General features: G+C 39.8%; 12 protein-coding genes, 3 tRNA genes, 3 rRNA genes and 1 pseudogene. 15 read left to right on the plus strand and 4 right to left on the minus strand.

What is annotated here, in order from left to right:
* The first annotated feature begins 38 nt into the window (after positions 1 to 38).
* Together hpt and ftsH are read left to right on the plus strand one after the other, a co-directional pair.
* Entirely contained in the window at positions 39 to 629 is a 591-nt protein-coding gene (hpt, locus tag JC2156_RS00300; RefSeq protein ID WP_006844854.1) for a hypoxanthine phosphoribosyltransferase, read from the plus strand.
* 57 nt (positions 630 to 686) lie between these two features.
* Positions 687 to 2,750: an ATP-dependent zinc metalloprotease FtsH gene (gene ftsH / locus JC2156_RS00305; protein ID WP_006844855.1), complete on the plus strand. Its 2,064-nt coding sequence runs from the start codon at positions 687 to 689 to the stop codon at positions 2,748 to 2,750.
* Positions 2,751 to 2,955: 205 nt separating this feature from the next.
* Here the strand turns inward: ftsH and JC2156_RS00310 are convergent, their stop codons facing one another.
* The 3 genes from JC2156_RS00310 to JC2156_RS00320 form a co-directional block, all read right to left on the minus strand.
* On the minus strand, positions 2,956 to 3,915 hold the full coding sequence (locus JC2156_RS00310) for a nucleoside hydrolase (RefSeq protein WP_006844856.1): 960 nt from the start codon (positions 3,913 to 3,915) through the stop codon (positions 2,956 to 2,958).
* 37 nt (positions 3,916 to 3,952) lie between these two features.
* Positions 3,953 to 4,900 carry a ribonucleoside hydrolase RihC gene (gene rihC / locus JC2156_RS00315; protein ID WP_006844857.1) on the minus strand — a complete coding sequence of 316 codons (948 nt, stop codon included), beginning with the start codon at positions 4,898 to 4,900 and terminating at the stop codon, positions 3,953 to 3,955.
* Positions 4,901 to 5,018: 118 nt separating this feature from the next.
* Positions 5,019 to 6,305, minus strand: coding sequence for a NupC/NupG family nucleoside CNT transporter (locus JC2156_RS00320; protein WP_006844858.1), 1,287 nt, complete (start codon positions 6,303 to 6,305; stop codon positions 5,019 to 5,021).
* Between the two features lie 204 nt (positions 6,306 to 6,509).
* On the opposite strand from JC2156_RS00320, the pseudogene rbsR reads away from it, so the two are divergent.
* The 12 genes and pseudogenes from rbsR to JC2156_RS00380 all read left to right on the plus strand — a co-directional run.
* Positions 6,510 to 7,526: pseudogene (gene rbsR / locus JC2156_RS00325) on the plus strand (ribose utilization transcriptional repressor RbsR); the annotation flags it as partial.
* 120 nt (positions 7,527 to 7,646) lie between these two features.
* Positions 7,647 to 8,321: a ribose-5-phosphate isomerase RpiA gene (rpiA, locus tag JC2156_RS00330; protein WP_006844860.1), complete on the plus strand. Its 675-nt coding sequence runs from the start codon at positions 7,647 to 7,649 to the stop codon at positions 8,319 to 8,321.
* 125 nt (positions 8,322 to 8,446) lie between these two features.
* Complete coding sequence (locus JC2156_RS00335) at positions 8,447 to 9,307, plus strand: Hsp33 family molecular chaperone HslO (RefSeq protein ID WP_006844861.1); 861 nt, start codon at positions 8,447 to 8,449, stop codon at positions 9,305 to 9,307.
* A gap of 19 nt (positions 9,308 to 9,326) precedes the next feature.
* Positions 9,327 to 10,811 (plus strand): lysine--tRNA ligase, encoded by a 1,485-nt coding sequence (gene lysS / locus JC2156_RS00340; RefSeq protein ID WP_006844862.1) that lies wholly within the window; start codon positions 9,327 to 9,329, stop codon positions 10,809 to 10,811.
* A 534-nt stretch (positions 10,812 to 11,345) separates the two neighbouring features.
* Positions 11,346 to 12,926, plus strand: a 16S ribosomal RNA gene (locus tag JC2156_RS00345).
* A 77-nt stretch (positions 12,927 to 13,003) separates the two neighbouring features.
* A tRNA-Ile gene (locus JC2156_RS00350) sits at positions 13,004 to 13,077 on the plus strand.
* A gap of 257 nt (positions 13,078 to 13,334) precedes the next feature.
* Positions 13,335 to 16,249, plus strand: a 23S ribosomal RNA gene (locus tag JC2156_RS00355).
* 93 nt (positions 16,250 to 16,342) lie between these two features.
* Positions 16,343 to 16,459 (plus strand): 5S ribosomal RNA (rrf, locus tag JC2156_RS00360).
* Together the 16S, 23S and 5S rRNA genes with 3 tRNA genes alongside form the textbook arrangement of a ribosomal RNA operon.
* Positions 16,460 to 16,464: 5 nt before the next feature.
* Positions 16,465 to 16,537, plus strand: a tRNA-Asn gene (locus JC2156_RS00365).
* Between the two features lie 27 nt (positions 16,538 to 16,564).
* Positions 16,565 to 16,637, plus strand: a tRNA-Thr gene (locus tag JC2156_RS00370).
* 151 nt (positions 16,638 to 16,788) lie between these two features.
* Positions 16,789 to 18,189 carry a C69 family dipeptidase gene (locus JC2156_RS00375; protein ID WP_006844863.1) on the plus strand — a complete coding sequence of 467 codons (1,401 nt, stop codon included), beginning with the start codon at positions 16,789 to 16,791 and terminating at the stop codon, positions 18,187 to 18,189.
* A gap of 305 nt (positions 18,190 to 18,494) precedes the next feature.
* Positions 18,495 to 19,904 (plus strand): amino acid permease, encoded by a 1,410-nt coding sequence (locus tag JC2156_RS00380; RefSeq protein ID WP_006844864.1) that lies wholly within the window; start codon positions 18,495 to 18,497, stop codon positions 19,902 to 19,904.
* Positions 19,905 to 19,975: 71 nt separating this feature from the next.
* On the opposite strand, the gene JC2156_RS00385 is transcribed toward JC2156_RS00380, so the two are convergent.
* The gene (locus JC2156_RS00385; RefSeq protein ID WP_006844865.1) at positions 19,976 to 20,818 is read right to left on the minus strand and encodes a MurR/RpiR family transcriptional regulator; all 843 of its coding nucleotides are present in this window, start codon (positions 20,816 to 20,818) and stop codon (positions 19,976 to 19,978) included.
* Positions 20,819 to 20,999: 181 nt separating this feature from the next.
* Between JC2156_RS00385 and gnd the strand changes: the two genes are divergently transcribed.
* A complete protein-coding gene (gnd, locus tag JC2156_RS00390) occupies positions 21,000 to 21,908 on the plus strand; it encodes a phosphogluconate dehydrogenase (NAD(+)-dependent, decarboxylating) (RefSeq protein WP_006844866.1) in 909 nt (302 codons plus the stop codon).
* The last annotated feature ends 89 nt before the right edge of the window (positions 21,909 to 21,997 follow it).

Raw genomic sequence — 21,997 nt, forward strand, 5'->3', positions numbered from 1 at the left:
GCCTGACATGAGGGGACAATTCAATGAGCGTATTTAAGATGGATAATGATATCGAGCGAGTCCTATATAGTCAAGAAGCGATTGCTGAGGCGGCTAAACGGGTCGGACAGCAATTAGCACATGATTATGAAAATAAGACCCCGATTATTTTGGTTGTATTAAAGGGAGCTGCACTTTGGGCAGTAGATGTAATGCGGTACATGGAATATACTGAAGTTGAGTTTATTAATGTGTCAAGCTATAATGGTGGAATTACTAGTTCCGGCGAAGTATCTTTGGTAACTGATATTCAAAGCGATGTTAATAATCGTGATGTCATCATTATGGAAGATATCGTTGATACTGGACGCTCATTAAAGTTTATGAAAGAGTTACTAGTACAACGTGGTGCTAATAGTGTTAAGACAGCCAGTCTTCTTGATAAAAAAGAAGGCCGAGTTGTGGAAGAAGATGTAGAATATATTGGCTTTGACGTACCAAAAGCTTTTGTTGTTGGGTATGGCCTTGATTATAGTGTTAATGGAAAAGAACTTTATCGCAATTTACCATATGTTGGAATCTTGAAGAAGGAAGTTTATGCCCCTGAGCATGCTAATCTAGTAGATCATGAGATAACCCCCACGCATTAGGATATTGGCTGGAATAGCTAATTAAAAAAATAATGTGGATTAAAGGAGAAACGAAGCATGAAAAATCGCCCGAGTGGTAATTTTGTTCGACAGAGTTTGTTTTATGTGATTATGCTTCTAGCAGTATTAGGATTAGTTTATTGGGTTATTGGACCAAAAGATACTAATACCGTTAAGAAGATTGAAACCTCAACATTTATTAAACAGTTGAACGAAAAGAAAATTAAATCAATTGAAATTAAGCCAGGAGCTGGTGTTTACGATATTAAAGGTGATTATCGTAAGCCACAGACAGAAAAAGTATCCGCTGCTGCAGAAGGAACTTTAATGGCCAAAGTTATGGGCAATGCTAAGCCTAAGGTGACTTCATTTGAAGTTAACGCTTTGCCGAATGATTCAACTTTGAAGGCAATTAACCAAGCTGCAGATAAAACCAATACTGAAATCAGTACAAAGCCAGAAGATTCAAATGTTTGGGGATCATTGTTGGTAACGATTCTACCCATGATCTTTATGATTGGATTCCTATGGCTTATGATGAGCGGTATGGGTCAAGGTGGCCGTGGTGGATCTGGTGGAATGATGAACATCGGAAAGTCTAAGGCTAAACCAGCCGATCCTGAGGAAAATAAAGTTCGCTTTGGGGATGTTGCTGGAGCTGAAGAAGAAAAGCAAGAATTGGTTGAAGTTGTTGAATTCTTGCGTAGCCCAAGTAAGTTCACTAAGTTGGGAGCTAAAATCCCAAAGGGTGTCTTGTTGGAGGGGCCTCCCGGAACTGGTAAGACCTTGTTAGCACGTGCCGTAGCTGGTGAAGCTGGCGTACCGTTCTTCTCAATTTCTGGTTCAGACTTCGTGGAAATGTTCGTCGGAGTTGGAGCTAGTCGTGTTCGTGATTTGTTCGAAAATGCTAAAAAGTCAGCCCCATCAATCATCTTTATTGATGAAATTGATGCGGTTGGACGTAAGCGTGGCTCAGGTATGGGCGGTGGAAACGATGAACGTGAACAGACTTTGAACCAAATGTTGATTGAAATGGATGGATTCTCAGGTAATGAAGGGGTGATTGTGATTGCAGCAACCAACCGTTCTGATGTTTTGGATCCTGCCTTACTTCGTCCAGGTCGTTTTGACCGAAAGATCTTGGTTGGACAACCGGATGTTAAGGGACGTGAGGCAATTCTAAAGGTACATTCAAAGGATAAGCCATTAGGTCCAGATGTGGACTTGAAAGAAATTGCCAAGCAAACTCCTGGATTTGTGGGAGCGGACTTAGCTAATCTTTTGAACGAAGCAGCTTTGTTGGCAGCTCGTCAAAATAAAAATGTTATTGAAGCTAATGATGTGGATGAAGCTGAGGATCGTGTTATTGCTGGTCCAGCTAAAAAGGATCGAGTTGTTTCAGCAAAGGAACGCGAAACAGTTGCTTATCACGAAGCTGGTCACGCTATTGTTGGTTTGGTTTTGAATGAAGCCCGTGTGGTTCATAAGGTAACAATTGTGCCACGAGGACGCGCTGGTGGTTACGCAATTATGTTGCCACGTGAAGATCAAATGTTGATGTCAAAGGATAACGCTGAAGACCAAATTGCTGGTTTGATGGGTGGTCGTGCGGCTGAAATGGTGATGTTCAAGCAACAATCTTCAGGAGCATCAAACGACTTTGAACAGGCAACTGGAATTGCTCGCGCTATGGTAACTGAGTATGGAATGTCTGATAAACTTGGAATGGTTCAATTAGCAAAGAATGGTCAATCATTCAATAATCCTTATGGTGAAGGTGCACCTTATTCTGAGTCAACGGCTCAATTAATTGATGAAGAAGTTCGTCGATTGACAACCGAAGGGTATGCGCGTGCGCATGATATTATTGTTCAATATCAAGATAAGCATGAGGCCATCGCGAAGGCACTTCTTGAATTTGAAACATTGGATGAGAAGCAAATTCTTAGTCTTTATGAAACTGGTAAGATGCCAACTTCAGTAAAGGTTGAAAAAAATGATGATCAACCAATGTCATATGAAGAAGCTAAGCAAGTTGCTAGTCAAAAAGTGTCTGAAGCAGTTGAAGAGCACAAAGAAGAATCTAAAGGAGATGCAGAAACATTGTATCCTCGCGATTAAAATTTAATTGTTAATAAATTAAGCATACCTGTATCATGGATCCGGTGTGCTTTTTTATTTATTGAAATCTAAAACAATAAATTAAATAGTAATGATTGATGTAGACTTAATGTTGATTATGATAAATAAAAAGAGCCTGGGATAGATTTATCCCAGGCTTTTAATTGGTTATATTGATTAAATTTAAATTAGTATATTTTATAAATTAATGTTTTAAAATATCTAACATGAAATCTTGAAAATCTCGAACAAAGCGTTCGTTATCGACGTTAACAGCTACTTTGGTTGTAGTTGAATCTAATAATTTTTGATTATCACCGATAGTTCGGCCATAGTCACCTGAATTTCGATCATAAGTAACACGCATGTTGAGATCAATGGTTGTAACGTAATTAGGATCAATTGCTACGGCTACAGCTAATGGATCATGTAAGGCAGCCCCACGATGATCAATATCAAGTCGGTCGTAAGCATCAATATAGTAATCCATCATATCAGCGTATTGCGCTCCAGCATTAGTACCAAGTGCACGCCATTCTTTTGTATGTTTCTTAGTTAGCAATGTTCGTAATGTAACGTCTAACCCAATCATCGTTAAGTTCTTTTGATGCGTAAATACAAAATCAGCTGCTTCGGGATCCTGATGAATATTGGCTTCCGTAAATGGTGTCACATTTCCTGGTACTGTCAGGGCTCCACCCATTAAGGTGGTTTGCCCAATTAGTTCAGCTACAGCAGGATCTTTTTGAATGGCAGCGGCCAAATTTGTTAGTGGTCCAGTCGGTAAGTAGATTAAATTATCACCATATTGATGAGCAGCATCAATTAAGAATTGCACTCCTGATTGATCCTCAATTTTTCTAGTGGCAGGATCTAATTTAATATTTCCAATTCCATTATCACCATGAATTGCCATTGAAATTGGCATTGTTTCAAAAGTTTGAGTGGTCGATGAGTGATAATCTCCCAAATATACGGGAACTTCATCTGCTTTTAAGAGATGGAGTAAATCTAGTGAATTTTGACCAGCAGTTTCAATTAAAGTGTTTCCATAAGAAGAAATAACTCCAATTAAGTCAATTCGTGGATCTTCGACTGCTAAGGCCATAGCTAATGCATCATCAATTCCAGTGTCTAAATCTAAAATCATTTTTTTAGTTGCCATGGTCAATTCCTTTCGATGTAAAACAAAATATGCTTATTTATTTGATTGGATGATCTTTCATTTGGTTCATATGTGGGATTTCAGCTAAGAACCAGTCTTCAAATGCTTTTGTGTTGATATCAACAGCGACGTGGGCATTTAATTTTCCGTTTGACCAACGATCTTGCGTGTCAGCAATTGTTCCACCGATAGCTGGTCCTTCAGTGATGACATAAACCATGTGGTCTTCTAAAGTGAAGAATTCTGGATGAAGCAAGAATAGGATTGTATTAACATCATGCATTGGCTTACCAGCTGCCTCAATATCGTTATAAGCAGTCATAACACCGGAGATCATTTTTCCAACTTCACCAATTTCAGCCACATTTTCGATCGATTGGTTTGATAGGAGGGCTTTTAATGTGACATCGAGACCGATCATCGTGATATCGATTCCACTTTCGTAAACTATCTTGGCAGCATCGGGATCCGTGAAGATGTTGAATTCAGCTACTGATGACACGTTACCCCCAGATAATGAACCACCCATAAGGATAAATCGCTTAATTTTAGATTTAATATCCGGATATTTGATAAGCAATAAAGCAACATTGGTATATGAACCGGTTGCAACAATGGTGATTGGTTCTGCTGCATCTGATAAAACTTGGTGCATAGCTTCAACAGCTGGATCATCAATGGGTTGATGCTTTAATTCTGGAAAATCATAACCAGGCATACCAGATTCTCCATGGATATATGAAGCGTCTTTAAATTCACGTTTCAATGGGGCTTTGGCTCCCATAGCTACAGGAATATCTGTACGGTTAAAAAATTCTTCTAACTTTAATAAATTAGCGGTCGTTTTTTCAACAGCAACATTTCCCGCTACTCCAGTTAATAATTTTAAATCAAATTCAGGGCGAGTTAAGGCAATTGAGAGGGCAATCGCGTCATCAATTCCAGGGTCCATATCTAAAATTAAAGCTTCTTTTTCCATTATCATGAGTAAAATTCCCTTCTAGAACAAAATCAAATAAATAAAATTTAAAATAAAAACGGGGTTGAGGCATTGTATTGCTCTCAGCCTCGTTTAATTCATGTTTAACGTGAGTTTAATTTATTTACCAGGCGAATAATCCAGCCATTCCTGCTGAAAGTAATGAAACCAAAATTCCTGATACTAACATCAAAGGCACATTTTTTGAGATCAAATCAACTTTTTCTTTTGAAACTAAACCTTTGAAGGCTCCGATGATCATTCCAACTGTTGAGAAGTTAGCAAATGATGTTACAAAGACAGTCAACACGGCTACGGCGTGTTTATTAGCAAATAAACCAGTTCCAGCCATTACACTCTTTGAAACTTCACCCATAACAACGAATTCATTGGTTACCAATTTAGTTCCCATATATTGTGCAATTTGGAAAGCATCGTGTGGATTGAATCCCAACAGCCATGCAAATGGGAACATGATAACACCGAAGATGTTTTCAAGTGAAAGCCAGTCAAGACCAGTTAATGAGAATAAATTATCAATTAAGTTAGCCAAGGCAACGAATGCTACAACAGATGCAAAGATAATTAAGATCAACTTACCAGCACCTAAGATTGAGTCACCTAAGAATGAGAAGAAAGGTTCTTTCTTTGGACGTTCCATTTTCATAGTTCCGTCAGCTTGAGCTACTTCAACTGGTTCGTTGACTTCAACAACAACGTCTTCTTCCGGTGAAATGTTAATCGGATTCAAAATAGCAGAAATGACGATTGCTCCTAGAATATTCAAAGGAACAGCGGTCAAAACATATTGACCAGGCATCATTTGGGTATAAGCTCCGATTATTGAAGCAGTGACACAACTCATCGACATTAAGGCTAATGTTAAGTTTCGCGTTCCACTCATTTGATTTAATTGAGCTTTGGAAACGGCCAAAACTTCGGTGTTTCCTAAGAACATCATTTCAACTGAGAAGAAAGCTTCAAATTTTGGTTGGCCTGTGATGAATGATAAGGCACGGCCAATCCACTTAACTACCCAAGGCAGGAAGCCGATGTAAGTTAGAATATCAAACAAAGGCACTACCAATAAGATTGGCATCAACGCAGAAGTCACGAAATTCATTGACCCATCTAAAGTCCCTCCGGCACCAGGGATGGTAGATGAAACCCATTCAGGAAGGGCAAAGGCGATTCCTTTATAGGCGGTGGCTACCAACCAGTTGAAGCCTTCAGCCGCGGCGACAACAGCTTGACGACCAATGCTAAAGTTCACAAAGAACCAGGCTAAGAATAATTGCAATACGGTTACGATTCCAACGGATTTCCATTGAATGTTCTTTTTGTCACGTGAGAATAGATAAGCTACGCCCAGAGTAACGAAAATACCGACAATATTGATGAGTAAGTACATGTCCAGATCCTTTCCAAAAAAAGAGAAATAAGAGAACGTTGAAACGTTTAACTGAAGACAAGAATACATGATCATTTTTAAAAATGCAAGCGCTTCCAAAGAATTTTTAAAAATAAAAAAACTTGAACCTTCAGTCAACATTAAAACTTATTATGTATTATACTATAAACGTAGCTTAAAAAAACGGTTACATTAAATAAAAGGCTAAAGGATAAAACCATGAAAAAAGCTTCGATTAAGGATGTTGCCAAGCTTGCGGGCGTTTCAATTGCAACGGTTTCGCAAATAATAAATAATAAAACAGAGCGTTTTTCTGATGAAACAATTCATAAAGTTATTAACGCACGAAACGAATTGGGTTATATCCCAAATATCGCGGCAAAACGTTTAAAAGGGGGGACTAGCCCGTTAATTGGCGTTTTAATTCCGTCATTTAGGATGCCGTTTTTTGCTGATTTAATTCAAAGTATGCAAGTTGATGGTCCAGAAAATGTGGATTTAGTATTTATGGGTGCAAATGAGGACAACTTAGAAGCATCGATTTATTCATTAATTGAACGCGGAGCCGATGCTTTAATTTTTGGCCGGCCAATTCCCGAGCATCAAAAAATGATTGAATTTTTAACTAAACGGAATATTCCATTCCTTTCATTAGATCAGAGTGCTGATTTGGATGCTAAAGATCAAGTTATGGTAAGAGAGTGGCAAGGCGGTAAAATGGCGGCACGCCATTTAATGGAATTGGGGCATAAGAAAATAACTTTATTGATGGCTGAACAAATGACAGACAATATGCATCAACGTGAAGCTGGGTTCATTTCAGCACTTTATGATGAAGGAATTGAGCCGATTGATAATGTTAAAACGCAACTTTCAAAACATGGTGGTTTAGTTGCAGCAGAAAAAATTATGGCAACTGGAGCAACTGCGGTTTTTACTTTGAATGATGAAATAGCAGTGGGCTTAATAAGAGGTTTGTATGAACATGGTGTTAATGTTCCTAAAGATGTTTCAGTTGTTGGTTATGATGATACTGATTATGCTGAATTTTTTGTGCCGGCTTTAACTACGGTTCGTCAACCAGTTCAACAAATCGGTATAGATGCTTTAAATATGATTATTAAAAGATTAAGAGACCCTGATTTACCACAACAAAATGATACATTGGAACTTAAATTGATCGTGCGTGAATCGACAGGAGTACCGCGGTCTGATAATTGACAAACTAGTTAATTTTCACTAAAATTGAGGTTGTTTGATGGTAAAACGTTTAACTGGATTTATTTTTTGATTCAAATAATGAACTAAAGATAAAATAAAGAAAATAGAGGATTCAAAACCATGAATGCACAAGATTTAAATAAGAAAAAAGCTGCTGAGTTTGCGGCTCAATATATTGAAGAAGGAATGACTGTAGGATTAGGAACTGGATCAACAGTGGCTTTCTTCTTAGACGCTTTGGCCGAAAAGAAGATTAATTTTACAGGAGTTACGACTTCTAACCGAACAGCTGCTCGCGGAGCAGAACTAGGAATGAAAATTGTCGATGTCGACGAGGTTGACCATATTGACGTTACTGTTGATGGGGCTGATGAAGTAGATACTTATTTAAATGGAATTAAAGGTGGCGGAGCTGCTTTATTAATGGAAAAGATTGTTGCCAAGAATTCAACTAAAAATATTTGGATTGTTGACCAAAGTAAGGTTAAGCCGGTTTTGGGAACTTTCCCATTGCCAGTTGAAGTTGTACCTTATGGAAGCGGACAACTAGCACGTAAATTTGAAAAAGATGGTTTGAATCCTACACTACGTTTAGATCAAGAAGGTAAAACTTTGGTGACTGATGGTGGACACTATATTCTAGACCTACACTTGGATGGGATGGATAGTCCAGAACGCTTATCAGATTACTTATCAAAGGAAGTTGGAGTTGTCGATCACGGATTATTCCTTAATACTGCTGATATTGTAATTGTTGGTGGAGATGAAATTGAAGTTAAAGAACGCAAACATTAATTTTTAAAAAGAGCCTTAGTTTAATTAAACTAAGGCTCTTTTACATTTATAAAGGATTATTCGGAATAATTAGGATAGGCATGGTAAAATTAATAAGACATTTTAAAATAGATGGGAGAAAATGAATGGCTGATACAATTGTACGAGCAATCACGAAAGATAATAATTTCCGTACGATTGCTATTGATGGAACGGAGATGCTTCAACAGGCAGCTTCATTTCACCAAGCGACCCCTATGGGAATTAATTTATTGGGTCGAGCTTTATTAAGCACATTATTAGTTTCAAATGCAATCTTAAAAGGTGATGAACGTTTAGCGGTTACTATTGAAGGAAATGGACCAGCTGGTAAAATTGTTACTGAATCTAGTGCCACTGGATTAGTGCGCGGGTATGTAACAAATCCACAAGTTCAAACTGCTGATATTGTTAGTGCAGTTGGAACAGAAGGCTTTTTGCGTGTCACTAAGGAAATGGATGGAGAATCTCAACCTTTTACTGGTTCAGTTGCTTTAGCTAGTGGCCGAATTGATGATGATTTTACTTATTACATGTTGACTTCTGAGCAAATTCCTTCATTAGTGATGGTTGATGTTGCCGTTGACGAAAATAAACAGGTCCATGCTGCAGGTGGCTTTATTGTTTCAGCATTACCCGATGCAAAACAAGAAGCTTTGGATCGTTTTTATCAGGCTGTTGAAAATATGCCAGAGATTAACCAAACACTACAAAAAGGACAAGGAACCTTTGGTATCTTGGAACGAATTTTTGGTAATGATAATTTAAAGCAATTATCAACTGAAGAAGTTAGTTTGTATCCTGACTTAACTAAACGAGAGTATGCAAGAATGTTAGCAACTTTAAATAACGATCAACTCCAAGAAATGGTCGAAGACGATCAAGGAGCTGAAATTGTAGATCGGTTTACAGGAAATAAAATTCAGTTTAACACTGAAGAATTGCAAAATATTATGGATCAAAAATAAAAGAAATGAGGAAGAATTAATGGCAGCACAAGAACTATCTTTAAATGATCAAATGGTTGTACGTCGTGAAAAGATGGCAGAATTAAAGGAACAAGGAATTGATCCTTTTGGTCAAAGATTTGAAGCTTCCCATCATGCAAGTGAATTACATCAAGCTTATGATGACGTTGATATTGATGAATTAGAAGAGAAACAAATTTCAGTGAAGATTGCTGGCCGGATGATGACAAAGCGTCGTTCAGGGAAAATAACTTTCGCTAACATCAAAGATCGGACAGGATCTGTTCAAATTTTCGTACAAAAGCCAATTGTAGGAGAAGATGCGTATGAGTTATTGAAAAAATCTGATCTTGGTGATATTTTAGGCTTTTCTGGAACAATGATGAAAACTAAAGCTGGCGAGTTATCAGTTAATGTACAAACGATTACACATCTTACGAAAGCTTTGCGTCCGTTACCAGATAAGTTTCATGGCCTAAATGACATTGAAACACGTTATCGGAAGCGTTATTTGGATTTGATTGCAAATGAAGATTCATTCAGCCGTTTTCAAAAGCGTTCAGAGATCATTTCAGCTATCCGACGTTACATGGATGGTGATGGATTTATTGAAGTTGAAACACCTATTCTACAAAATTCAGCCGGAGGAGCTTCAGCTCGTCCATTTATCACCCATCACAATGCTTTAGATATTGATATGTATCTACGGATTGCATTGGAATTACATCTTAAGCGGTTAATTGTCGGTGGAATGGAAAAGGTTTATGAAATTGGGCGTGTCTTCAGAAATGAGGGGATGGATCCTAAGCATAATCCTGAATTTACTACTATGGAAACTTATGCTGCATACTGGGATTTTGAAGATGTCATGGTTGAAGCAGAAAATATCATTAAGGCCGCTACTAAGGTAGTATCAGATGATTTAAAGATTACCTATCAAGGTACTCAATTAGATTTGGCAAAGCCTTTTGCGCGTAAACATATGGTAGATTTAATTAAGGAGCAAACAGGAATTGACTTCTGGCAACCAATGAGCTTGGATGAAGCTAAGAAGTTGGCGGTTGATAATGATATTAAGGTTGAGAGTTTTTGGGGCGTAGGCCATATTATTAATGAATTCTTTGAGAAATTTGTTGAAAAGACATTAATTCAACCTACTTTTGTATATGGACATCCAGTAGAAGTTTCACCATTGGCTAAAAAGAATGCTGATGATGAACGCTTTACTGATCGATTCGAAATTTTTATCATGGGGGCTGAATATGGAAATGCCTTTACTGAGTTAAATGATCCAATTGATCAACGCGAACGTTTTGAAGCCCAAGCAGCTGAAGCAGCCAAAGGAAATGATGAAGCAGAAGGTATTGATGAAGACTTCATTGAGGCGCTTGAATATGGAATGGCTCCAACGGGAGGTCTTGGTATTGGGATTGATCGTTTGGTAATGCTATTAACCGATACTGATACGATTCGAGATGTTTTATTGTTCCCAACAATGCGTTAATACGATAAATTAATGAGACTAACCTTTATAAGGTTAGCCTTTTTTATTATGTTTGTTAGCCTTTTTTATTATGTTTATTTCTTACTATGTGGATAAAAATATTGTTGATACTAAAATAAATATTTCATGTTTTTACGCTTAAAATACTTGATTTAACAGGATTTAAGAAGCCAGTTTGGTGCTGATCATTAAAAAAATAAAATTAGTTATTGACGCTTAATGTGAAATGGAGTATATTATTTAAGTCGGCTAAGGGCAAACGAGTATTTCGTTGTTAAGTTGATGAAATTAAATATAATAAGTTGTTGACATTTAATCAGCCACTTGATATACTAATTAAGTTGTCTCGTGAGAGGCAATGAGTAGAACATTGAAAACTAAATAACGTTTCGATGAAACAAATGTGCAGGTGTGTCTCATGTTTATAATATGGAAGATACAAACATTTGCGAAGTCAATTTCGCTAGTAAATTCGTTTAACAACTGTTAAACAACAACAAAAAAAGATTGAGTTATACTCAAGCTTTTCAATTTTAAATTGAGAGTTTGATCCTGGCTCAGGATGAACGCTGGCGGCGTGCCTAATACATGCAAGTCGAACGCATTGTGGTTGAAATGATATGAAGAACTTGTTCAGATTTGATTTTCAACATTGCAATGAGTGGCGAACGGGTGAGTAACACGTGGGAAACCTACCTCTTAGCAGGGGATAACATTTGGAAACAAATGCTAATACCGTATAATAATTAAAACCGCATGGTTTTAGTTTAAAAGATGGTCTTGCTATCACTAAGAGATGGTCCCGCGGTGTATTAGTTAGTTGGTGAGGTAATGGCTCACCAAGACAATGATACATAGCCGAGTTGAGAGACTGACCGGCCACAATGGGACTGAGACACGGCCCATACTCCTACGGGAGGCAGCAGTAGGGAATCTTCCACAATGGACGAAAGTCTGATGGAGCAACGCCGCGTGTGTGATGAAGGGTTTCGGCTCGTAAAACACTGTTGTAAGAGAAGAATGACATTGAGAGTAACTGTTCAATGTGTGACGGTATCTTACCAGAAAGGAACGGCTAAATACGTGCCAGCAGCCGCGGTAATACGTATGTTCCAAGCGTTATCCGGATTTATTGGGCGTAAAGCGAGCGCAGACGGTTATTTAAGTCTGAAGTGAAAGCCCTCGGCTCAACCGAGGAATTGCTTTGGAAACTGGATAACTTGAGTGCAGTAGAGGAAAGTGGAACTCCATGTGTAGCGGTGAAATGCGTAGATATATGGAAGAACACCAGTGGCGAAGGCGGCTTTCTGGACTGTAACTGACGTTGAGGCTCGAAAGTGTGGGTAGCAAACAGGATTAGATACCCTGGTAGTCCACACTGTAAACGATGAGTGCTAGTTGTTCGAGGGTTTCCGCCCTTGAGTGACGAAGCTAACGCATTAAGCACTCCGCCTGGGGAGTACGACCGCAAGGTTGAAACTCAAAGGAATTGACGGGGACCCGCACAAGCGGTGGAGCATGTGGTTTAATTCGAAGCAACGCGAAGAACCTTACCAGGTCTTGACATCCTTTGACCACTCCAGAGATGGAGCTTTCCCTTCGGGGACAAAGTGACAGGTGGTGCATGGTTGTCGTCAGCTCGTGTCGTGAGATGTTGGGTTAAGTCCCGCAACGAGCGCAACCCTTATTGTTAGTTGCCAGCATTTAGTTGGGCACTCTAGCAAGACTGCCGGTGACAAACCGGAGGAAGGCGGGGATGACGTCAAATCATCATGCCCCTTATGACCTGGGCTACACACGTGCTACAATGGCAAGTACAACGAGTCGCCAACCCGCGAGGGTGCGCAAATCTCTTAAAGCTTGTCTCAGTTCGGACTGTAGGCTGCAACTCGCCTACACGAAGTCGGAATCGCTAGTAATCGCGGATCAGCACGCCGCGGTGAATACGTTCCCGGGTCTTGTACACACCGCCCGTCACACCATGAGAGTTTGTAACACCCAAAGTCGGTGAGGTAACCTTTTATTAGGAGCCAGCCGCCTAAGGTGGGACAGATGATTAGGGTGAAGTCGTAACAAGGTAGCCGTAGGAGAACCTGCGGCTGGATCACCTCCTTTCTAAGGAAAATCGGAAACCTGCATATTCGTTGAAACGTTATTTAGTTTTGAGTGTTTTACACTCAATTTAATTTATTGGGCCTGTAGCTCAGCTGGTTAGAGCGCTGTGTTGATAACGCAGAGGTCACAGGTTCGAGTCCTGTCAGGCCCATAGTATCGAAAGATACTAAATTAGTTCTTTGAAAACTGAATCATATATATAAATTTTAAAAATTTCAATTTTATTGAATACAATATAAATTGAACCGAGTAAATCAATAGTTGATCATCGCAATGATGATTGACAGTGAATTACACCGCGTTATTTTTTGAGTTTTTTAATTAGTTCATCACAATATTTATATTGTGGTAATCGCAAGCGACCGTTAGGTCGCATACTCAAGCTTGAATCATCAACGAAAGTTGATCGGTTAAGTTATTAAGGGCGCATGGTGAATGCCTTGGCACTAGGAGCCGATGAAGGACGGTACTAACACCGATATGCTTCGGGGAGCTGTAAGTAAGCTTTGATCCGGAGATTTCCGAATGGGGGAACCCAACTTGTTATGCAAGTTATCACTAGTTGAATATATAGACTAGTTGAAGGTAGACGTTGTGAACTGAAACATCTCATTAGCAACAGGAGTAGAAAGAAATATCGATTCCGTCAGTAGCGGCGAGCGAACCCGGAAGAGCCCAAACCAAAGTGCTTGCACTTTGGGGTTGTAGGACTACCGTTGTGGAGTTACAAAATTGTATGTTAGTCGAAGTGGTTGGGAAACCACGCGAAACAAGGTGATAGCCCTGTAGACGAAAACGTACAATCTCCCGTGTAGGATCCTGAGTACGGCCGGACACGTGAAATCCGGTCGGAATCTGGGAGGACCATCTCCCAAGGCTAAATACTACCTAGTGACCGATAGTGAACCAGTACCGTGAGGGAAAGGTGAAAAGCACCCCGGAAGGGGAGTGAAAAAGTTCCTGAAACCATGTGCCTACAAGAAGTCAGAGCCCGTTAATGGGTGATGGCGTGCCTTTTGTAGAATGAACCGGCGAGTTATGATTACATGCAAGGTTAAGGTGGAAAGACCGGAGCCGTAGCGAAAGCGAGTCTGAAATGGGCGACATAGTATGTAGTTGTAAACCCGAAACCAGGTGACCTACCCATGTCCAGGGTGAAGGTGTGGTAAGACGCACTGGAGGCCCGAACCTGTGCATGTTGAAAAATGCTAGGATGAGGTGTGGGTAGAGGTGAAATTCCAATCGAACTTGGAGATAGCTGGTTCTCTCCGAAATAGCTTTAGGGCTAGCCTCGGAATGTAGCGTATTGGAGGTAGAGCACTGTTTTGGTGCGGGGCCCATCTCGGGTTACCAAATTAAGATAAACTCCGAATGCCAATTACGTATGTCCGGGAGTCAGACAGTGAGTGATAAGATCCATTGTCGAAAGGGGAACAGCCCAGATCGTCAGTTAAGGTCCCTAAGTGTGTGTTAAGTGGAAAAGGATGTGGAGTTGCATAGACAACTAGGATGTTGGCTCAGAAGCAGCCACCATTTAAAGAGTGCGTAATAGCTCACTAGTCGAGTGATTCTGCGCCGAAAATGTACCGGGGCTAAACACACCACCGAAACTACGGGTGCCACGTAAGTGGCGCGATAGGAGAGCGTTCTATGGGCAATGAAGTCAGACCGTGAGGACTGGTGGAGCGCATAGAAGTGAGAATGCCGGTATGAGTAGCGAAAGACAGGTGAGAATCCTGTCCACCGAATGACTAAGGTTTCCTGGGGAAGGCTCGTCCTCCCAGGGTTAGTCGGGACCTAAGGCGAGGCCGAAAGGCGTAGTCGATGGATAACTGGTTGAGATTCCAGTACCAGGTGAACATGTTTGAACGATGGAGGGACGCAGAAGGCTAATGGATCCCAGCGACTGGAAGTGCTGGGTTAAATCACAAGTTTTGGGAGTAGTTAAATGCTTATCCCTTTAAGAACAAGTGATGATGAGGATCGAAATAAAGTAGAGAAGTCCATGATGTCACGCTGCCGAGAAAAGCTTCTAGTTAGTGTTTACCTGCCCGTACCGCAAACCGACACAGGTAGTCGAGGAGAGAATCCTAAGGTGTGCGAGTGAACTCTCGTTAAGGAACTCGGCAAAATGACCCCGTAACTTCGGGAGAAGGGGTGCTCAGCGCAAGCTGAGCCGCAGTGAATAGGCCCAGGCGACTGTTTATCAAAAACACAGGTTTCTGCAAAATCGAAAGATGACGTATAGGGGCTGACGCCTGCCCGGTGCTGGAAGGTTAAAAGGAGTGCTTAGCTTCGGCGAAGGTGCGAATTGAAGCCCCAGTAAACGGCGGCCGTAACTATAACGGTCCTAAGGTAGCGAAATTCCTTGTCGGGTAAGTTCCGACCCGCACGAAAGGCGTAACGATCTGGGCACTGTCTCAACGAGAGACTCGGTGAAATTTAAATACCCGTGAAGATGCGGGTTACCCGCGACAGGACGGAAAGACCCCATGGAGCTTTACTGTAGCTTGATATTGAGTGCTTGTGCAGCTTGTACAGAATAGGTAGGAGCCGTAGAAATCGGAACGCTAGTTTCGATGGAGGCAATAGTGGGATACTACCCTCGTTGTATGATCACTCTAACTCACACCACTAATCGTGGTGGAAGACAGTGTCTGGCAGGCAGTTTGACTGGGGCGGTCGCCTCCTAAAAGGTAACGGAGGCGCTCAAAGGTTCGCTCAGAATGGTTGGAAATCATTCGCAGAGTGTAAAGGCATAAGCGAGCTTGACTGCGAGACTAACAGGTCGAGCAGGTACGAAAGTAGGACTTAGTGATCCGGTGGTTCCGCATGGAAGGGCCATCGCTCAACGGATAAAAGCTACCCTGGGGATAACAGGCTTATCTCCCCCAAGAGTCCACATCGACGGGGAGGTTTGGCACCTCGATGTCGGCTCATCGCATCCTGGGGCTGTAGTCGGTCCCAAGGGTTGGGCTGTTCGCCCATTAAAGCGGTACGCGAGCTGGGTTCAGAACGTCGTGAGACAGTTCGGTCCCTATCCGTCGCGGGCGTAGGAAATTTGAGAGGAGCTGCCCTTAGTACGAGAGGACCGGGGTGGACGTACCACTGGTGTATCAGTTGTTCCGCCAGGAGCATCGCTGAGTAGCTATGTACGGATGAGATAAACGCTGAAAGCATCTAAGTGTGAAACTCGCCTCGAGATGAGATTTCCCATTCGAAAGAAGTAAGACCCCTTATAGATGATGAGGTAGATAGGCTAGAAGTGGAAGTACCGTGAGGTATGGAGCGGACTAGTACTAATGGTTCGAGGACTTAACCAAGTTGAATACGACGTGGTGGTTCAAGGTGTATTGTTAAAATTTATAAATATATGATTCAGTTTTGAGGGAACTAACTCTCAACAATTTAATACGTGTCGTGACGATAGCACTGAGGTCACACCTGTTCCCATCCCGAACACAGAAGTTAAGCTCAGTCACGCCGAAAGTAGTTGGAGGATCGCCTCCTGCGAGGATAGGAAGTCGCGACGCATTATTCCGAATTAGCTCAGTTGGTAGAGCACACGACTGTTAATCGTGCTGTCGTCGGTTCGAGCCCGACATTCGGAGTTGTAATTCAGCTTTGCTGACGGACATGCCGACTTAGCTCAGTTGGTAGAGCGACGGTATCGTAAACCGTAGGTCGAGGGTTCGAATCCCCCAGTCGGCATAAATTCGAGACATTAGTTAACTAACTAATGTCTTTTTTTTATTGTTAAAAGATATCTTGTATTCATCCACGAACATGTTTTTAAGATTATTTTAATTTAAATTTCAGTAAAAGAGTATAATTGAAGTCAATATGATGGAGGTATATTTTTATGATTAAGAATTACGAACCAACAGCTTGTACGACGATTTTAATTGGTAAAGGGGCCAGTGCAGATGGCTCAACTATTATTGCTCGAACTGAAGATTCCCCGAATGGCGTGTTCAATGCTAAAAAGATGATTGTGGTCAATCCAAAGGATCAACCAAGACATTATCAAGCTAAGATATCAAAAGTAGAGATCGATTTACCTGATAATCCAATGCGGTACACAGCTACACCGGATGTGGATGAAAATCATGGTGTCTGGGGTGAAGCTGGAATAAATGCTGAAAATATTGCAATGTCAGCTACTGAAACAATTACGACAAATGCCCGTGTCTTGGGGGCTGATCCTCTTGTGGAGAACGGAATTGGTGAAGAGGATATGTTGACGTTAGTGCTGCCGTATATTCATTCTGCCCGCGATGGTGTTCAACGTTTAGGAGACTTACTGGAGCGATTTGGAACTTATGAAATGAACGGAATTGCTTTTTCTGATGTCAATGAAATATGGTTCTTGGAAACTGTCGGTGGACATCATTGGTTAGCTCAACGAGTTCCTGATAATATGTATGTAACAGTTCCAAATCAACGTGGAATTGAAGCATTTGATTTAGACGATACTGAAAATTTTATGGCGTCTGCAGATATGATTGGATTTATCAAAGAAAATAAACTTCAAATTGACGAAGAATTTAATTCTAGAATTATGTTTGGAACACATACTGAAATGGATCATGTGTATAATACGCCACGTGCTTGGTCTATTCAAAAAATGCTTACACCACAGGTGCAACATGAGCCTATGGATGATGATATTCCCTTTGCTCAAAAACCTGATCATAAAATAACTATTGAAGATGTTCATATGATAATGAGTAGTCATTATCAAGGAACAGAATATGATCCATATGGCCAATTAGGCGATGAAACAACACGAAATCTTTTCCGGCCAATTGGAATTAACCGAAATTGTGAGTTAAGTGTATTGCAACTGCGGCCAAATATGCCAGAAGATAAAATGGCTTTACAGTGGCTTGCTTATTCAAGCATGCCTTTTGCTACCTTGGTTCCTATCTATACACAAGTTCAAGATATTCCAGCATACTTCAGAGATACTACATTGCGTGTGACAAGTGAGTCTTATTATTGGGCTAATCGCTTGGTTGCAGCAATGGCTGATGCGAATTACAGTGAAATTATTCCATTCATTGAGCGTTATCAGTTAAATACTCTTGGGATGGCACATCAACATGTTCACGTTGTGGATCGTGATCCACAAGCTGACTTAGAGTTGGCTAATCAAAAATTTGCGAATGAAATCAAAGAAGAGTTAGAAGCCTTAATGGATCAAGTTTTAATGGCCCGTTCAAATAATATGAAAAATGGTTATTCACGTTCAGATAATTAAAATGATTTTTATATAACTTTTATAGATATAAATAAAAATGATCTATTTTGAAATAAAATAAAAATAATCTAATACTAATAAGGTTATTGTATTCGCAATTAAGTAGTGATAATATGAAACTATTCAAGGAAGGTGGAATTTAATCATGCAACAAAATAAACTTGTTAAAATTAAAAATACCACCACCTAAACCACAATTTAAATGGTTGGGAGTTTTTGGATATCTGAAATTAGATAATTTAGAGCAACCCAATCAATGCCTTTAGCACTGATTGGGTTTTTTATATGGAAATGAGGAAGGTCAAATGGAAAAAGATAAAGGTGATTCAAACAAAATGGGCTTAAAAGGCTCATTAACATCTGGGCAAATGCAGATGATTGCTTTGGGTGGAACAATTGGAGTAGGGTTGTTCATGGGGTCTGCCTCAACTATCGCCTGGACCGGACCATCTGTAGTATTAGCATATGCTGTGATGGGGTTTATTCTATATTTAGTTATGAGAGCATTGGGTGAGATGCTTTATATTAATCCTACTACTGGTTCCTTTGCGGATTATGCAACAAACTATATTCATCCGATAGCTGGTTGGATTACTTCTTGGAGTAATATATTTCAATATGTAGTGGTTGGTATTTCTGAAGTTATTGCTGTTGGAACTTATATTAATTATTGGTTTCCATCTGTTCCAGGTTGGACGTCTGGTTTGGTTGTTTTAATATTTTTAACGCTGGCTAATCTCGTTTCTGTTAAAGCATTTGGTCGGTTAGAATATTATTTTGCGATGATAAAAGTTGTTACGATTGTTTTAATGATTATTATGGGATTGTTGATGATTTTATTTGGATTTGGTAATCATGGTCAACCTATTGGATTTGGAAATTTGTGGCAACATGGTGGTTTCTTTACAGGCGGTTTGAATGGGTTTATGTTTTCACTAGCCATTATTGCGGGATCATATCAAGGGATTGAAGTTTTAGGAATTACAGCAGGTGAAGCCGAAGAACCTAAAGCGGCTATCGCTAAAGCTATTCATTCTGTGGTTTACCGTATTTTGATTTTTTATGTAGGTGCCATCTTTATGATCGTCACAATTTTTCCATGGAATCAACTTGGGCAAATTGGTTCGCCTTTTGTAGAAACGTTTGCCAAGGTAGGAATTGCTGGGGCAGCTTCTATTATTAATTTTGTTGTTTTGACAGCTGCCATGTCAGGAGCAAATTCGGGTATCTATTCATCAAGCCGAATGCTTTTTAAATTAAGTAAAGATGGATTTGTTTCTAAGACAATTGCTAAATTATCGAAGCATCAAGTTCCATATGTTTCAATTATTTCAATTTCTTTTGGGATCTTAATTGGAATTATTATGAATGTTTTTTTACAAAATTTTAGTAATATGGGAACAAAGTTATTTGTGATTGTTTATAGTTCTTCTGTTTTGCCGGGAATGGTTCCGTGGTTTGTAATTGTGATTAGTGAATTGCGATTTAGGCATGCAAATCAGCATCAAATGATAGATCATCCATTAATGATGCCATGGTATCCATATTCTAATTACTTCACACTTATTGCATTAAGTATTATTTTAATTTTTATGGCTATTAACCCAGATACACGTTTGTCGATTATCGTTGGGGCAGGATATATTGTTGTCTTGGCTTTGTTTTATCTGGTTTGGCATAAAAAACACCCTGATTTTTATCAAGGGAAAAAATAAATAATAAAAAAGCTATTAAGGCCGTCTGAATGTTGATACATTTCGGTGCATTAATAGCTTTTTTATTTGATTTAATCACGAGTTTGATCAATGGCCTGACGAATTTCTTTCAAAACAGCGGTTGTTTTATCACCCATTTGAACCCCGACGAGGGTGAATAGGGTATCAACGATTGTTAGTTGAGCGATCAACGATGACATTGACTCACTCCGAATATTAACTTCTTCAGCTGCACTAGATAGTACTAAATCTGCATTTTTGGCCAATTCAGAATTTGGGAAAGCTGTAATAGCGATAATTTTTACTCCGTGAGCTTGTAAATGTTGCATGACAGACAAAGTATCATGATTACGACCAGAATGTGAAATCACCACTGCGACATCTTTGTTTGTCATCCGAACAGCCTCCATGACCTGGATATCGTAATCCGGATGCTGAAAACCGTCAATGGGGGTTCTTAAAAATTTATGGTAAGCATTGAAGGCAACTAATGAAGAACCACCGATCCCAAAGAAGCCAACTTTTCTTGCAGAAGAAATCCAACTAGCGGCCGTGGAGATATTATCTTCATTTAGAACCTCTAAGGTTGAACTAAGTGCATTTTGTGCTCCTGAAAATACTTTTTTAATAATATGATGGGTATCATCATCTTCGTTAATTTCACCAAAGAAAGTATTATCATTAGGCATTGAAATGGCTAAGCTCAATGAAAATTCACGGAAGGAATTGTAGCCAATACGTTTTACAAATCGTGAAATGGTCGCGGTCGAAAGAGAAGTTGCATTGGCCATTTCTTGAATTGTCATACTTTGTACTTGTTCTTCGTGCGTTAAGATAAAATCAGCAATTTTAGCATCCGAACCGTTTAATTGAGTTCTAAACGAACGAATTCTGGAAAATCCACTTTGTGCCATGATGTTTTTCCTCGATTCATAAGAATTATAGTATTTACCTTTTATTTTACACTATTTAGAGGCGAGAGTGAGAGTATAAAAGGAATATAAGCGTTTTGTAAATTTTTTACATATAAAACCCTTGCTTTAAGTAAAGATATTTCATATAATAGAGTCATAATAAAAGAAGAGGTAATTAATGATGAAATTAGGAATGATCGGTCTTGGTAAAATGGGTCTTGGTTTGTCAGAAAATGCAGTAGACAATGGTAATGAAATTGTCGCATTTGACTTAAACAAAGACTTTGTTAAAAAAGCAACTGACTACTCAGATAAGATCTCTAGTGCAGATTCAATCGAGGATATGTTGGCACAATTGCCATCACCAAAGGTTGTATGGGTTATGGTTCCAGCCGGAGCACCAACTAACTCAACTATCGATGAATTAATTTCAAAGATGGATGCTGGAGATATCATCATTGATGGTGGAAACTCAAATTACAAGGATAACTTAGAACAAAATAAGCGTACAACAGCAGCAGGAATCAAGTTATTCGATGCTGGAACTTCAGGTGGAATGGACGGAGCCCGTAACGGTGGAAACTTCATGATCGGTGGAGATGACGCAGAAGCATGGAAGATTTTGGAACCATTGTTTGAAGGAATCGCACAAGAAGGCGGATACCTTTACACAGGACGTTTGGGATCAGGACATTACTTGAAGATGGTCCACAACGGAATTGAATATGGAATGATGCAAGCGATTGGAGAAGGATTCGAAATTTTGGAAGCTTCACCATTTGACTATGATTTGGAAAAGGTAGCACATTTGTGGAACCACGGATCAGTTGTTCGTTCATGGTTGATGGAATTGGCTGAAGAACAATTCAGCAAGGATCCTAAGTTGGATGACATTACAGGACGTGTGGTAGCAACTGGAGAAGGAAAGTGGACTGTTGAAGAAGCTTTGGATAACCAAGTACCAGCCCCAGTAATCGCAATTTCATTGATGATGCGTAACCGTTCATTACAAGCAGACACATTTACTGGAAAAGTAGTATCAGCTTTGCGTAATGGATTCGGTGGTCATGCCATGGAAAAGAAGAACTAATTTTTAAGATATAATTTGGGGAAATTATATTCTGTATTATAAAAATTAGCCTTCCACATAATGCTTTAAATTTTGGGAGTTAATGAAAT

Source organism: Weissella koreensis KCTC 3621 (assembly GCF_000277645.1).